The organism is Streptomyces sp. NPDC056169, assembly GCF_042268445.1.
GTDB lineage: Bacteria > Actinomycetota > Actinomycetes > Streptomycetales > Streptomycetaceae > Streptomyces.
Genome location: NZ_JBHJUO010000022.1, coordinates 104,127 through 118,322 on the forward strand (window position 1 = coordinate 104,127; position 14,196 = coordinate 118,322).

General features: G+C 74.6%; 11 protein-coding genes. 5 read left to right on the top strand and 6 right to left on the bottom strand.

Features of this window, described 5'->3' with window-relative positions; all coding sequences use genetic code 11:
• Positions 1-50: 50 nt before the first annotated feature.
• The 3 genes from ACFC0G_RS32100 to ACFC0G_RS32110 form a co-directional block, all read right to left on the bottom strand.
• Positions 51-1,013, bottom strand: a complete 963-nt coding sequence (locus tag ACFC0G_RS32100; RefSeq protein ID WP_376410060.1) for a sugar kinase — start codon at positions 1,011-1,013, stop codon at positions 51-53.
• On the bottom strand, positions 1,010-1,711 hold the full coding sequence (locus ACFC0G_RS32105; RefSeq protein ID WP_376410063.1) for a bifunctional 4-hydroxy-2-oxoglutarate aldolase/2-dehydro-3-deoxy-phosphogluconate aldolase: 702 nt from the start codon (positions 1,709-1,711) through the stop codon (positions 1,010-1,012). The genes ACFC0G_RS32100 and ACFC0G_RS32105 overlap by 4 nt, the downstream gene beginning before the upstream one ends.
• A 128-nt stretch (positions 1,712-1,839) precedes the next feature.
• Positions 1,840-2,745 (bottom strand): SMP-30/gluconolactonase/LRE family protein, encoded by a 906-nt coding sequence (locus tag ACFC0G_RS32110; RefSeq protein WP_376410066.1) that lies wholly within the window; start codon positions 2,743-2,745, stop codon positions 1,840-1,842.
• Positions 2,746-2,899: 154 nt separating this feature from the next.
• On the opposite strand from ACFC0G_RS32110, the gene ACFC0G_RS32115 reads away from it, so the two are divergent.
• Positions 2,900-4,309, top strand: coding sequence for an ROK family protein (locus ACFC0G_RS32115; protein WP_376410069.1), 1,410 nt, complete (start codon positions 2,900-2,902; stop codon positions 4,307-4,309).
• Positions 4,310-4,436: 127 nt separating this feature from the next.
• On the opposite strand, the gene ACFC0G_RS32120 is transcribed toward ACFC0G_RS32115, so the two are convergent.
• Complete coding sequence (locus ACFC0G_RS32120) at positions 4,437-5,219, bottom strand: IclR family transcriptional regulator (RefSeq protein ID WP_376410072.1); 783 nt, start codon at positions 5,217-5,219, stop codon at positions 4,437-4,439.
• A gap of 161 nt (positions 5,220-5,380) precedes the next feature.
• Between ACFC0G_RS32120 and ACFC0G_RS32125 the strand changes: the two genes are divergently transcribed.
• From ACFC0G_RS32125 to ACFC0G_RS32140, 4 genes are all read left to right on the top strand, one after another.
• A complete protein-coding gene (locus tag ACFC0G_RS32125; protein WP_376410075.1) occupies positions 5,381-6,535 on the top strand; it encodes a mandelate racemase/muconate lactonizing enzyme family protein in 1,155 nt (384 codons plus the stop codon).
• Positions 6,532-7,602: a zinc-binding dehydrogenase gene (locus ACFC0G_RS32130; protein ID WP_376410078.1), complete on the top strand. Its 1,071-nt coding sequence runs from the start codon at positions 6,532-6,534 to the stop codon at positions 7,600-7,602. Before ACFC0G_RS32125 ends, ACFC0G_RS32130 begins: the two co-directional genes overlap by 4 nt.
• A gap of 126 nt (positions 7,603-7,728) precedes the next feature.
• Positions 7,729-8,736 carry a hypothetical protein gene (locus ACFC0G_RS32135; RefSeq protein ID WP_376410080.1) on the top strand — a complete coding sequence of 336 codons (1,008 nt, stop codon included), beginning with the start codon at positions 7,729-7,731 and terminating at the stop codon, positions 8,734-8,736.
• A 118-nt stretch (positions 8,737-8,854) separates the two neighbouring features.
• A complete protein-coding gene (locus ACFC0G_RS32140; RefSeq protein ID WP_376410082.1) occupies positions 8,855-9,952 on the top strand; it encodes a LacI family DNA-binding transcriptional regulator in 1,098 nt (365 codons plus the stop codon).
• On the opposite strand, the gene ACFC0G_RS32145 is transcribed toward ACFC0G_RS32140, so the two are convergent.
• Positions 9,942-12,152 carry a glycoside hydrolase N-terminal domain-containing protein gene (locus ACFC0G_RS32145; RefSeq protein ID WP_376410085.1) on the bottom strand — a complete coding sequence of 737 codons (2,211 nt, stop codon included), beginning with the start codon at positions 12,150-12,152 and terminating at the stop codon, positions 9,942-9,944. The genes ACFC0G_RS32140 and ACFC0G_RS32145 overlap by 11 nt on opposite strands.
• Positions 12,149-14,167: a beta-galactosidase gene (locus tag ACFC0G_RS32150; RefSeq protein ID WP_376410088.1), complete on the bottom strand. Its 2,019-nt coding sequence runs from the start codon at positions 14,165-14,167 to the stop codon at positions 12,149-12,151. Before ACFC0G_RS32150 ends, ACFC0G_RS32145 begins: the two co-directional genes overlap by 4 nt.
• Between the last annotated feature and the right edge of the window lie 29 nt (positions 14,168-14,196).

Below are 14,196 nucleotides of genomic sequence, written 5' to 3' on the forward strand. Positions count from 1 at the left end.
TGGTGGGTTCCTGTGTGGTCGTACGGAGCGGGGCGGTCGGGTTCGGAGGCTCAGCGGCTGATGTCCTGGGCGGCGAGCAGGCCGAGTTCGGCGCGGCGCGGGAGGCCCTCCCAGTCGCCGGGGACGGAGACCGCGAAGGCTCCGCAGAGCGCGGCGAGACGGAGACGTTCCGGTGCCGGGGAGCCGTCGAGGACGGCGGCGAGGTAGCCGGAGACGAAGGCGTCGCCCGCACCGACGGGGTCGACGGCCGTGACGGGTACGGCCTGTTGGACGTGGAGCTCGCCGTCGGCGACCGCGAGGGCCCCGTCGGCGCCGAGCTTGAGCACGGCCTGCGCGGGGCCGAGCCGGGTCAGGGCGCGGGCCATCCGTTCCGGCTCGTCCTCGGGCACCTCGGGCACGAAGAGGGAGGCCTCCTCGGGTCCGGCGAAGACGATGTCGGCGTACGGGAGGAGGCGGGCGAGGACATTGGCGGCCTCGGTGCGGCTCCAGAGGCGTTCGCGGTGGTTGACGTCGAAGGAGACGGTGACCCCGGCGGCCCGGGCGACCGCGACGGCGTGCTCGACGGCGGCGCGGGCCGTGGTGCTCAACGCCGGGGTGATGCCCGTGACATGGAGGATCCGGGCCCCGGTGAGATGTGCTTCGTCGAGGTCGGCGGGAGCGAGCCGGGAGCCGGCGAGTCCGGCGCGGTAGTACGTGACGCGGAGCCGGTCGGCGGTGCGGCGTTCGCGGAGCATCAGGCCGGTGGGGGCCGCCGGGTCCGTACGGGCGCCGGAGACGTCGACGCCCTCGGCGCGGAGTCCGGCGAGGACCATCGCGCCCGTCGCGTCGTCCCCGACGCGGCCGGTCCAGGCCGCGCGGTGACCGAGCCGGCTGACGCCGATGGCGACGGTCGCCTCCGCGCCCGCCCAGCCGAGCCGCAGGGGTGCTCCCGTGGCGAACGGGCCGGGCGCGGTGGCGGCGGCGACCGCCATGACCTCGCCGAGGGTGACCAGTTCGGGCGCTGCCGGCGTCATCGGCGTATGCCGTCGAGGAAGGCGGCCGCGCGGTCGGCGAGGGCCGCGAGGGAGCCGCCCTCGCAGGCGTCCCCGACGAGGGGGCTGCCGACGCCGAGGGCGGTGGCGCCGGCGGCGAGGTAGGCGGGGGCATCGGCGGCACCGATGCCCCCGGTCGGGACGAGCGGGATGTCGGGCAGCGGGGCGCGGACGGCGCGGAGGTACTCCGGTCCGCCGGTCGCGGCGGGGAAGAGCTTCACCATGGTGGCGCCGGCGCGCCAGGCGGTGAGGATCTCGGTGGGTGTGTAGGCGCCGGGGAGCACCGGGACGTCCAGGCGGACGGCCTCGGCGATGACCTCGGTGGAGGTGGTCGGGGTGATGAGGTAGGTGGCTCCGGCCTCGACGGCGGCCCGGGCCTCGGCGGGCGTGGTCACCGTGCCCGCGCCGAGCGCGAGCCCGGGCGGGGCGTCGGCGGCGTACTCGCGGAGCGCGTCGAGGACTCCGGGGGTGGTGAGGGTGAACTCGGCGGCGCGGACGCCGGAGGCCCGGAGGGTGTCGGTGACTTCGGCGAAGCGGGCGGCGGAGGCGGAGCGGAGGATCGCGATGACGGGAGCGGCGGCCAGCGCGGCGCGCAGGCCTTCGTGCGCGGCGCTCGGCGTGGCACGCGGGTTGGCTGTCCGGGTGGCACTCGGGGTGGCGTCGTGGTGTGGGGTGGTCATGGTGCGGTGCTTCCTTGCGGTCTGGGCGCGTTCCGCCGGGGTCAGTGGTCGGCGTATCGAGTGCCGGGGGGCAGTGGTCGGCGTACCGAATGCCGGGAGTGATTGGTCGGCGTACCGAGTGCCGGGGGTCAGTGGTCGGCGTACGGAGTGGTGGGCAGGCCGGTGGCGCCGGGGCGGCAGACGAAGAGGCGGCCGGCGTGGGGCTCGGCGAGCCGGGCTTCCTCGTCGAGGCCCTCGGTCGCCGTGGTGATGACCAGGACGTCGCGTGCGGGGCCGGCGAAGGCGCAGCTCGTCACGTGCGAGGCGGGTACCTCCACGCGGGCGTGGAGGGTGCCGTCGGGGGTGAAGGCGAGGACTTCGCCGCCTCCCCACACGGCGACCCAGACGCGGCCCGCGCTGTCGACGGTGAGTCCGTCGGGGACGCCCCGGTCGAGGACGGCGAAGGGGCGCCGGTCGCTCAGGGCGCCGTTCTCGGGGTCGTAGGCGAAGACGTCGACGCGGCCGGTGGGGCTGTCGGCGTAGTAGAGGAGGCTGCCGTCGGGGCTCCAGCCGAGGCCGTTGGAGATGGTGACGGAGTCGAGCAGGGGGGCGAGTCCGTCGTCGTCGAGGCGGTAGAGGGTGCCCGCGCCGGGGCTCTCGTCGTACGCCATGGTGCCGGCGAGGAGCCGGCCGGCGGGGTCGACGGCGGCGTCGTTCATGCGGCGCGGCAGGCCGTCGTCGGGGAGGACGGGCGCGGCGAGTTCGACGGCCTCGGCGACCGGGCGGCCCTCGGCGAGGTGCAGGACGGAGGTGCCGGCGGCGGCGAGGAGGGCTCCGGAGGCGCACAGGGCGACGGCGCCGACGGGGCGGTCGAAGCGGAGGGTGGCGAGGGGCTCCAGGTCGGGCCCGTCCTCTCCGTCGGTCAGGCCGGCGCGGTGGACCAGGCCGTCCGGGATGTCCACCCAGAGCATTTCCTGGCGCCGGTCGTCCCAGAGGGGTCCTTCCGTCAGGCGTCCGGGCAGGGGGGAGCAGGGCACGGCCCTGAGGTGCAGCATCTGTCCTCCACGGTTGTCCTCGGCTGGCTCCACAAAAGCTAGGGCTTCGTCTAACGGTTGTAAATAACCCCTGCACCGCTTCTTCCAACCCTTCGAATAAGATCGCCGGGACAGCGCGGCCGCGTCGTGCCCCGTCGACCGGAGGACAGCACAGATGATCAAGCGGACGTCGCAGGACATCCGACGCCTCAACCGCTTCGAGGTCCTGCGGCGCGTCTACGCGGGCCCGGGCGCGATGAGCCGCCAGGACATCGCGGCGGCGACCGGGCTCTCCTTCGCCACCGTTGCCAACCTCACCGCCGAGCTCCTGGAGGCCGGCGTCCTCGTCGAGGCCGGCCACGAGGACTCCAGCGGCGGCCGGCCCCGCGCACGCCTCGCCGTCAACGCCGAGCGGGGCGCGCTGATCGGTGTCGACATCGCCGAGACCTCGGTGCACGCCGAGCTCTTCGACCTGGCCCTTGAGGTCCGGCACTCGGTCGAGCGCCCGCTCCCGCCGGGTGACGTCCGCCCCTCCGACGTCGTCGACGTCCTCGCCGGCTGCGTGGAGGAGCTGCTGAGCGCCTCCGGGGTGCCCCGCGAGCGGGTGCTCGGGGCCGGGGTCAGCGTGCCGGGCATGGTGGAGCGCGAGGGCGGCGTCTCGTCCTTCTCCCCGTACTGGTCCTGGCACGAGGTGCCCCTGCGCGCCCTGCTCGACGAGCGCCTCGGGCTGCCCCTGTGGCTCGACAACCCGCTGCGGGCCAGCACGGTCGCGGAGCTGTGGTTCGGCGCCGGGCGCGAGGTGGACGACCTGGTGGTGCTCACCCTGCGGGCCGGTGTCGGCGCCGGGATCGCGATCGACGGGCAGCTCTACCGGGGCTTCACCAACAGCGCGGGCGAGTGGGGCCACACCTGCATCGCCCTCGACGGCCGCCTGTGCACCTGCGGCAACCGGGGCTGTGTGGAGGCGTACGTGAGCACCCGGGGGATCGCGCAGACCTGGCGCGAACTCGCGGCCGACGACGAGCGGGCGACGGGGACGGGGCCGGGGACGGGCGCGAGCACGGGGACGGCGGTGGGACCGGGGGAAGGCTCTGGGACAGAGCCGGGACCGGGGACAGAGCCGGGACCGGGGACAGGGCCGGGACCGGGGACGGGGCCGGGACCCGGGCAGGACGACGCGGCCACGGTCGCCGCCCTGGCGCGCGCGGCGGCGGAGCAGGACCCGACGGCCGCCGCCGTCATCGACAGGACCGGGCGCTATCTGGGTGCGGCGGTGGCCAATCTGGTCAACCTCTTCAACCCCCGGGTGCTCGTCCTCGGCAATCAGGTCGTCGACCTGCTCGGGGAGCGGCTGCTGACCGCCACGTACGAGGCGGTGACGCGGCACGCGCTCCCGCTGCCGTACCGGGCCGCGACCCTGCGGCGCAGCGCGGTCCCGCACAACGCGGTCACCCGGGGGGCGGCCACCTTCGCCCTGGAGGGCTTCCTCAACGACCGGGAGGTCTTCGGGCCGGTCAGCCGGATGCGTCAGCCCCGGGAGCGCCGGGACGGCCGGCGCGCCGGGTCCGCCGATGCGGAGGCCTGACGGGCCCCGGACCGGAGCGGGCCGGCGGGTCTCACCGCCCGGCTCAGCTCCCGGCTCAGCTCCCGGCTCACCGCCCGATTCACCGCCCGACTCAGCGCCCGACTCAGTACCTTCTTCAGCGCCTGCTTCAGCGCCCGCCCCGGTGCCCCAGCCTGGCCGAGAGGTCGCCGGCTCCCCGCGCGGCGAGGGCGGTCAGTTCGTTCTCCCGGTCCTCGCTCCAGCGGTGGACCGGCACCGAGACGGACAGCGCCGCGACGACGCGCCCCGACCGGTCCCGTACGGGCGCGGCGACACAGCTGACGTCCGGGTTGGACTCCTGGAGCTCGACGGCGACACCGAGGATCCCGATCTCCGCGAGCGCGGCCCGCAGCACGTCCGGATCGCTGAGGCTGTTCGGCGTCATGGACTCCAACGGCCCTTCTTCGAGCCGCTCTTCGAGGCGCGCTTCGAGCTCGGCCGCGGGGAGGGAGGCGAGGAGCATCTTGCCGACGGCGGTGCAGTGGGCGGGGAGCCGGCGGCCCGTCGCGGAGACCATCCGCACCGCGTGCGTGGAGTCGACCTTGGCGATGTAGATGACGTCCATGCCCTCCAGGAGGGCCACGTGGACGGTCTCCCCGCAGGTGTCGGCCACCTCGCGGGCGACCTGGTGGCCTTCGGCGGCGAGGTCGAGCTGCTCCGCGTACCGGCTGCCGAGCTGGTACGTGCGGACACCGAGCCGGTAGCGGCCGGGCTGCTCCGGCACCGGGACGAGGTAGTTGCGGGCGGTCAGGGTGGCGACCAGCTCGTGCACGGTCGTGCGCGGCAGCTGGAGCCTGCGGGTGATCTCGGGCGCGGACAGCGTCCCGTCGCCCTGGAGGAAGAGCTCCAGTATGTCGAAAGCCCTGGTCACCGCCGGAACGAGTCGTCCCACGAGGCCCACCCCACCCTCTGCTCGTGCGAGATTCCGGGAGGCGTCCGCGTGGACGCGCTCCCATTGACACGTCGGCGGGCCGCTGCCTACGGTCTCGCCGATCCACCGAACAGTATTCGATATCTCGAACATCACGCCAGCGTCCCCGGGGAGCAACCACCGTGCGCATCACGGGAATCACCACGCATGTCGTCGGAACGCCCTGGCGCGATCTGACCTACGTCCTGGTCCACACCGACGAGGGCCTGACCGGGGTCGGCGAGACCCGGATGCTCGGGCACACCGACGCCCTGATCGGCTATCTCCGCGAGGCGGAGGACCGTCACATCGCCGGTTCCGACCCGTTCGCGGTCGAGGATCTCGTACGCCGCATGAAGTACGGCGACTTCGGGCGGGCCGGGGAGATCGTGATGTCCGGCATCGCCGTCGTGGAGACGGCCTGCTGGGACATCAAGGGCAAGGCGCTCGGCGTGCCGGTGTGGCAGCTGCTCGGCGGGCAGGTGACCGACCGGGTGCCGGCGTACGCGAACGGCTGGTACACGACCGAGCGGACCCCGGAGGCCTACCACGCGGCGGCCCGCGAGGTCGTGGCCCGCGGCTACCGGGCGCTGAAGATCGACCCGTTCGGGAACGGCCGGTTCGAGCTGGACGCCGAGCGTTCGCGGTACGCGGTCTCGCTCATCGAGGCCGTGCGGGACGCGATCGGCCCGGACACGGAGCTGATGGTCGAGATGCACGGCCGCTTCTCCCCCGCGACGGCCGTCCGGCTCGCCCGCGACCTGGCCCCGTTCCGGCCCGCGTGGCTGGAGGAGCCGGTGCCGCCGGAGAACCTCAAGGCCCTGCGGAAGGTGGCCGAGAAGGTCGACCTGCCGATCGCGACCGGGGAACGGATCCACGACCGGATCGAGTTCCGGGAGCTGTTCGAGTCGCAGGCGGCCGACATCGTCCAGCCGGACGTCGGGCACATCGGCGGCATCCTGGAGGCCAGGAAGCTCGCCGCCACCGCCGAGACCCACTACGTGCTCGTCGCCCCGCACAACGTCGGAGGGTCGGTCCTCACCGCCGCCTCCCTCCAGCTCGCCGCCTGCACACCGAACTTCAAGGTCCTGGAGCACTTCAACGACTTCGCGGACGCCGAGATCAAGAAGGTGGTGCGCGGGGCGCCGGAGGTCGATCCGGAGACGGGCTGCTTCACGGTCTCGCACGAGCCGGGACTCGGCGTCGAGCTGGACGTGGACGCGGCGGCCGAATTCCCGCAGCAGCGGGCCCGGTTCGACCTGTGGGCCGAGGGCTGGGAGAAGAGGAGGCCCCGATGAGCGAAGGACACGCGAGCCGAGGACCGGCAAGTCCCAGTCCCAGTCCCAGTCCCAGTCGCGCGATCGTCGTCGACCGCCCCGGCGAACATCGCCTCGTCGAGCAGGAGTTGCCCGAGCCGGGACCGGGTGAGGTCCGGGTGCGGGTCGCCGCCGCCGGGATCTGTCTGAGCGACCGCGAGCTGTACGACGGTCACCGCGCCCCGGGGTACGTCCGCTATCCGGTGGTGCCGGGGCACGAGTGGTCCGGCACCGTGGAGGCCGTCGGCTCCGGGGTGGACCCCGCGCTGGTGGGCCGGCCGTGCGTCGCCGAGGGCTTCCGGGCCTGCGGCACGTGCGAGCGGTGCCGGTACGGGGAGACCAGCCTCTGCACCGCCGGGTACGCGGAGACCGGCTTCACCGAACCGGGTGCCTTCGCCGACCATCTGCTGGTCCCGGCACGCCTGCTGCACCCGCTCCCCCACGGCGTGGACCTGCGGGCCGCCGCCCTTCTCGAACCCGCCGCCGTCGTCGCGGCAGCCGTACGGGCCGGGCGGCCGCGCCCTGGCGAGCGGATCGCCGTCGTCGGCGCCGGGACGCTCGGCCTGCTCGCCGTCCAGTGGCTCGCCGCGTCCTCCCCCGCCGAGCTCGCCGTCGTCGACCCCCGGACGGAGCGGGCCGCGCAGGCCCTGGTCTTCGGCGCCGACCGTGCGCTCTCCCCGGCGGAGGCGGCGGCGGACGGCGTGTCCGGGCGCTACGACCTGGTCGTGGAGACCGCCGGGGCGCCCACGACGGCCGCGTCCTCCTGCCTCCTCGCGCGGCGGGGCGGACGGGTGGTGCTGACCGGCATGTTCACGGCGGGCGCCACCGGGATCGACCCGGTCCATCTGTCGGTGAGCCAACTGGAGCTCCGCTCCGTCTTCGGCGCCTCCTCCGCCGCCTGGGCGGACGCGGTGCGCGCCTTCTCGGCCGGGATCCTCGACCCGGCGCCCCTCGTCACGCACACGTTCCCGCTGGAGCGGTTCGGCGAGGCGCTCGCCCTGATGGGCGGCGGCGCGGCGGGGACCGGCAAGGTCCTGCTGCTCCCCTGAGAACCGCCCGGCCCGCCCCTCCCGGCCAGGCCATCCCGCCCCTCCCACCCTCCTACCTCTCCCGCCTCTCCCGGCCGGCCCTTCCCGCTCCGCACCTCGTCCGACCTCCCGAATCAGAGGATCCCGATGACCACGCGACCGGCACCCCGACGACCCGGCGGCGAAGCGCTCCGCCGCATCGGCCACCCCGTACCGGCGGACGACCTCGCCGCCACCTCCCCGCACGCCTTCCCCGACGGCGGGCTGTGGCGGACCGAACTGCCGTCCGTCGAGGGCCCCGAGGCCCTCGCCGTCGTCCTCGCGGAGAGCGAGCGGCTCGGCGTTCCCGTGCACCGGGTCAGCCAGGGCAGCGGCGTCTGGATGCTCACCGACGCGGAGATCACCGAGATGGTCGACGCCTGCGCCGAACGCTCCGTCGAGCTCTGCCTGTTCACCGGACCGCGAGGCACCTGGGACACCGGGGCCGCCACCCGCACCGAATCCGGCGGCGCCGGGCTCCGCGCCCGAGGCCATGACGGACTCGCCGGCTGTGTCGAAGACGCCCTGCGCGCCGCCGAGTTGGGCGTCCGCTGTCTGCTCGTCGCCGACGAGGGCGTCCTGTGGACGCTGCACCGGCTGCGTACCGAAGGGGTGTTGCCCGGCGACACGACCTTCAAGGTGTCCGCGCTGATCGGCCCGGTCAATCCAGCGGCGTTCGCCGTGCACGAGCGGCTCGGCGCCGACTCCCTCAACGTGCCCTCGGATCTGACCCTCGCGCACCTCACGGAGATCCGCCGGGTCAGCCGGGCACCCATGGACCTCTACGTCGAGGCCCCGGACGACCTCGGAGGGTACGTCCGGATGTACGAGGCGGCCGAGTTGATCCGGCGGGGCGCGCCGCTGTACCTGAAGTTCGGGCTGAGCCGGGCGGCCGGGATCTACCCCTACGGCGCGCACCTTCGGGACCAGGCCCTCGCCACCGCGCGCGAGCGGGTACGGCGCGGGCGGCTCGTCCTCGACCTGCTCGCCCGGCTCGGGGCGGACGGCGGGATGTCCCCGCTCGGCTCCCGGGACCCCGGCGAGCTGCGCCGCTTCCCCGTCACCGACGACGCTCCCTCGGCCAGGCTCGATGTCGAAGCGCTTCGATATTCCTGATCCTGCACCCTGGACACGTCAGCACGGTCACGTTACGGTCTCGCTGGGTCGCCGAAGCGATCACTCGACGGTCTTCGTCGAAGCGTTTCACCACTGTCACGGGCCGCGGGGAGAACGGATGGTCACCCTTGTCGACGTCGCCCGGCACGCCGGTGTGTCGGCGAGCACGGTCAGCTACGTGCTCAGCGGCAAGCGTCCCATCTCCGGCCCGACCCGGCTGCGGGTACGGGCCAGCATCGAGCAGCTCGGCTACCAACCACACGCGGGCGCACGGGCGTTGGCGAGCAGCCGTTCGCGGATCATCGCGCTCATGGTGCCCCTGCGGACCGACATGTACGTGCCGGTGATGCTGGAGATCGCGGTCAGCGTCGCCACGACCGCCCGGGCCCACGGCTACGACGTGCTGCTGCTCACCGGCGAGGAGGGCCCCTCGGCGCTGCGCCGGGTCACCGGCAGCGGCCTGGCCGAGGCGGTGATCCTGATGGACGTCCAGCTCGACGACGAGCGACTTCCGGTGCTGCGTGCGGCCGGCCCGCCCGCCGTCCTCGTCGGGCTGCCCGCCGATCCCGCGGGACTGAACTGTGTAGACCTGGACTTCACGGCCGCCGGGGCGCTCTGTGTGGAGCACCTGGCCGGGCTCGGGCACCGGGAGATCGCCGTGATCGGCGAGGCCCCCGGCGTCTACGCCCGGCACACCGGCTTCGCCGAGCGGACCCTGCGCGGCCTGCGCGACCGGGCGGCCGGGCTCGGCGTCGGTCTGCTGCACCGGCCCTGCGAGGGCGGACACGACGCCGTCGCGGGGGTGCTGGCCCGGATCTTCGACGAGCGGCCCGGGGTCAGCGCCTTCGTCGTGCAGAACGAGACGGCCGTCGAGCCGCTGCTCGCGCTTCTGCGGAGGACGGGGCGGGCCGTTCCCGAGGACGTGTCGGTGGTCGCCGTCTGCCCGGAGCCGATCGCCGCGCAGGCCTCGGTGGCGCTCACCTCGGTGGCGATCCCCGCGCAGGAGCTGGGCCGCCGGGCCGTGGAGCGACTGATCGCGGGACTCTCGGCGCACCCCGCCGACGAGGATCCGGTGCACTCCGACGGCGAGGGAGCGGCGCGCGCCGCCCGCGACGGGTCGGCGCACGACGGGGCCGCGGGCGTCGAGCTCCTCACCCCGGTCCTGACGGTCCGGGACAGCTCCGGGCCCCCGCCGGCGCGTGCGGTCAGGAACTGACGGTCCGCTCCTCGCCCGCGCGCAGGACGAGCCAGGACGCCCCCGCCGGGCTCCTGAGCTCGACCTCCGCGTCCCGGTCCGGTCTGAGGACCGCCCGGTACTCCCCCGGTGACCACGCCAGGTCGACGCGCGCGCCGAACCGGGTCCGTACGCCCGTGAGCCGGCCGCGCGGGCAGCGGGCGGGCTGCGCGGGCAGGAGCACGAGCCGCTCGGGCGTCGACTGCACGAGGGCCTCGATGAGGAGCGCGGGCAGGGCGTGTGCGGCGTCGGCGTTGTAGACGTCGCGGCCGGGATAGTGCGCGCTCATGAGGGAGGCGTGGAAGTAGTCGCCGGTGAGCACCCGGGCGAGCGCGTCCTCGGTGCGGGCGGCGTCCCGCAACCGGGCGGCGACCAGGCCGTGGTGGAGGGTGCCGTGGGCCGAGTCGTTCTCGCTGCCCCGGAGTTCGAGGGCACGGCGGGCGGCCGCGGCGAGGTCGGGGGTGTCGTACGGGTTGATGTCGTCCAGCGGCCACACCGGGTAGAGGTGGCTGAGGTGCCGGTGGTCGTAGCGGTCGCCGAGACCGGGCCGGGCCCATTCGGCGAGCGAGCCGTCGTCGTTGACCCGGTACGGCGGGAGCCGGTCGGCGAGCGCCCGGAGCCGGGTGGCGTCCGGGTCCGGGGCGCGGTCGGCGGCGGCGCGCAGGGCGTGCCGGGCGGCGGCGATGTCCATGGTGGCGTCGACCGCGCCCCAGCTTCCGCCGCGGGGGCGGTTCTCCGGGGAGTAGGAGGGGACGATCACGATCCGGCCGTCGGGTCCGGTGCGGGTGAGGAAGTCCTCGTAGAAGGCGGCGAGTTCGCCGAGGAGGGAGGTGACGCGCGGGTCGCGCCGACCGGTCGCCTCCTCGTGGGCGAGGAGCGGGACGAGCAGCCAGTCGGCTCCGGCCGTCCACAGGTGGAGGGGGTACTCGCGGCTGAAGTGGTACGTGTGGCCCGAGGCGCCGTCCGTGTGGGTGGGGGCGACGATGCCGCGGGCGCCGAAGATGTCCCGGGCGTTGTCCCGCCAGTCCGTCGACTGGCCCTCGATGAAAGCTCGGTGAGCCTCCGTCACCTCGGGGAGATCGGCGGCGACGGCGGAGGCGGTCTGGAGGTTGAGGTTGGCGTTGGTGGTGAACGCCCCCGACCAGGCGGTGTTCCAGTCGCCGGTCCACAGCCCTGGGAGCCGGGGCGGCAGGAGGCCCGAGGAGGAGAGCAGGTGGTAGCGGCCGGCGGCGAAGAGGCGTTCCAGGAGGGCGGGACTGTCGGGGCGGCCGAGCAGCGCGGAGCCGGGGAGGGCCCGCTCTGCCGCGTCCGCGCCGAGGTCGAGGGCGACGCGCCCGTAGGCGGGGCCGTGCAGCGCGGTGTGCCGGGCGAGGAGCCGCGCGTACATGCCGGGGAGGTCGTCGGTGGCACCGGCCAGGGCGGCCAGGGCACGCAGGGCCTCCGTCTCACGGGCCGTGTCCGTCTCCGTGGCCCGTTCGTGCCGCCGTACCCGGGTGAGGAGCAGGAGCCGCCGGGCGCCCTCGATCCGTACGCCCGAGGCGGTGACCGTGGTGCGCCCGGCGTCGCCGAGGACGAGGGTGAGGCCCGTGTAGCCGAGGGAGCTCTCCGGGTAGCGGGCCCGCAGGGTGAGGACGGTCTCGCGGCGGGCGGAGGCGATGCCGCGCCCCACGTCGAGCGCGGCGGGGACGCCGGGCAGCCGGTGGTCGAGGTCGACCTCGACGACCGGACCGGACTGGGCGACGTACTGGACGAGGACGTCGTCGGCGCGGGAGACGAAGACTTCGCTGCGCCGCTCCCCGGACACGCCGGTGACCACCCCGGTGGTGAAGTCGACGGACCGGCGCGTTGCCACGCCGTTGCCGAAGGGCCCGCGCCGGATCCGGGTCCGGAACGCGGGGTGGAAGGGGCGGACCCAGCGCAGCGGCCGGTCGTCCGTGAAGTGTTCGGCGGCGTTCGCGTCCCCGGCGAGCAGGGCGTCCTGGAGGGCGGGCAGGGCTGCGGCGAGGCGGGGCGGCGCGGTGTCGGCGGGGTCGTTGTTCGGCCGTACGAGGGTGTGGTGGGTGACGATCACCCGGTCGTCCTGGGGGTCGCCGAAGACGAGGGCGCCGTGCCGGCCGTTTCCGGTGAGGAAGGCGTCCTCCCAGCGGGCGGCGGGCGCGGGCTCCCAGGTGCCGTGGATCACGGGCGGTCCTCCCCGGGCGCGGGTTCGTGTTCCTCCAGGACGGCGACGCCGAACCGGTCCAGCTTCACGGCTCCCTCCGTCACGGCTCCGGTGAGCAGGTCGCGGTGGCGGCCGGGAAGCGGCACCGTGACGGGGTCGCGGCCGTGGTGGAGGAGGAAGAGCAGGTCGCCGCGGCGGACGGCCTCGACGCCCTCGGGCAGGTCGTCGAGGACGGGGCGCACCCCGGCCTCGCGCGCGACGGAGGCGAGCAGCACGCTCAGGGCGGCGGGTTCGGGGAGGGTGGAGACGTACCAGGCACGGCCGTTGCGGAGGATCGCGGGGAGTCCGTCGAGTGCTCCGCCCCGGTAGGCGGCGACGGTCTCGGCGCCCGGCGCCGGGGTGAGCTCCTCGGACCAGAGGGTCCCGTGGAAGGTGCCGCAGTCGACGTGCTCGCCCTCGTCGAGCGGCCACCACTCCTGGAGCAGGTCGATGCCGAGGAGGTCGCGGAGCCGGGCGTCCATGCCGCCGGGGCGGACCCGGTCGTCCTGGTCGGCGATGCCGGTGAGGAAGCCGCAGACGAGGGTGCCGCCGTCGCGCACGTACGCGGTGAGGTTCTCGATCGCCGCGTCGTCGAGGAGGTGGAGGTGCGGGACGAGGACGAGCCGGTGGCGGCTCAGGTCGTGGTGGGGGTGGGCGAAGGAGACCGGGAGCTGGGCGTCCCAGAGGGCCCGGTGCCAGGCGCGGACGAGCTCGGCGTGGTCGACGCGGGTGGAGAGCGCCCCGTCCGGGGTCTCGGCCCACCAGGAGTGCCAGTCGTGGAGGAGGGCGATCTCGGTGGTCACGCGGGTGCCCGCGACCCGGGGGCCGAGGGCGGCGAGGTCCTCGCCGATGCGGACGGTCTCGCGGAAGACCCGGCCGCGTTCGCCGGCGTGGCCGAGCATCCCGGAGTGGAACGTCTCTGCTCCCTGGCGGGACGGGCGCCACTGGAAGTAGCAGACGGCGTCGGCGCCGCGGGCGACGGACTGGAGCGCCCAGAGGCGGTTGAGGCCGTACGGCTTGGGGTGGTTGACGCCTCGCCAGTTGACCGCTCCGGCGGCCTGCTCCATGACCATCCACGGTCGGCCGCCGGCCTCGGAGCGGGTCAGGTCGCCGATCATCGCGTTGTACTGGCCGCCGAGCGGGTCGCGGGGGTCGGGGTAGACGTCGACGGAGACGACGTCCTCCTCCGCCGACCACGCCCAGCCGTCCTGGCCGGACCAGAAGGGCATGAAGTTGGTGGTCACGGGGAGGTGCGGGGTGTGGCGGCGGACGATGTCGCGTTCGGCGCGGTAGCACTCCAGGAGCAGGTCGGAGGTGTAGCGCCGGAAGTCGAGGACGTGGGTCGGGTTCTTCAGGTAATGGGCGCGGCGGGGCGGCAGGACCTCGTCCCACTCCCCGTACCGCTGGCCCCAGAAGTCGCTGCCCCAGGCGGTGTTGAGGGCGTCGAGGGTGCCGTACCGGTCCTGGAGCCAGCGGCGGAAGGTGCGGGCGGCCTCGTCGCCCCAGTCGTGGGTGCAGTACTCGTTGCCGATGTGCCACATGGTCAGGGCGGGGTGGCGGGAGTACCGGGCGGCGAGGTCCTCGGTGATGGCGGCCGCGTGGCGCCGGTAGACCTCGCTGGAGTGGGAGAAGTGCTGGCGGGAGCCCCACCACTCGGTCCTGCCGTCCTCGTCGCGGGGCAGCGTCTCGGGGTGGCGGTGCCCCAGCCACGGCGGGGGCGAGGAGGTGGGGGTGGCGAGGACGACGCCGATGCCGTGCGCGTGCATGAGGTCCATGACCCGGTCGAGCCAGCCGAACTCCCGCGCTCCCGGGGTGGGTTCGATGCGGGACCAGGAGAAGACGCCGAGGGTGACGGAGGTGACTCCGCCCTCGCGCATGAGCCGGGCGTCCTCGGCCCAGGTCTCCTCGGGCCACTGCTCGGGGTTGTAGTCGCCGCCGTAGAGCAGCCGGGGCGGCCGTCCGGGCGGGCGGGTCAGGTCGTCGAGGCTGGGGGGCATCGGGCGGTCTCCGTGGGAGGTGGGGTGGG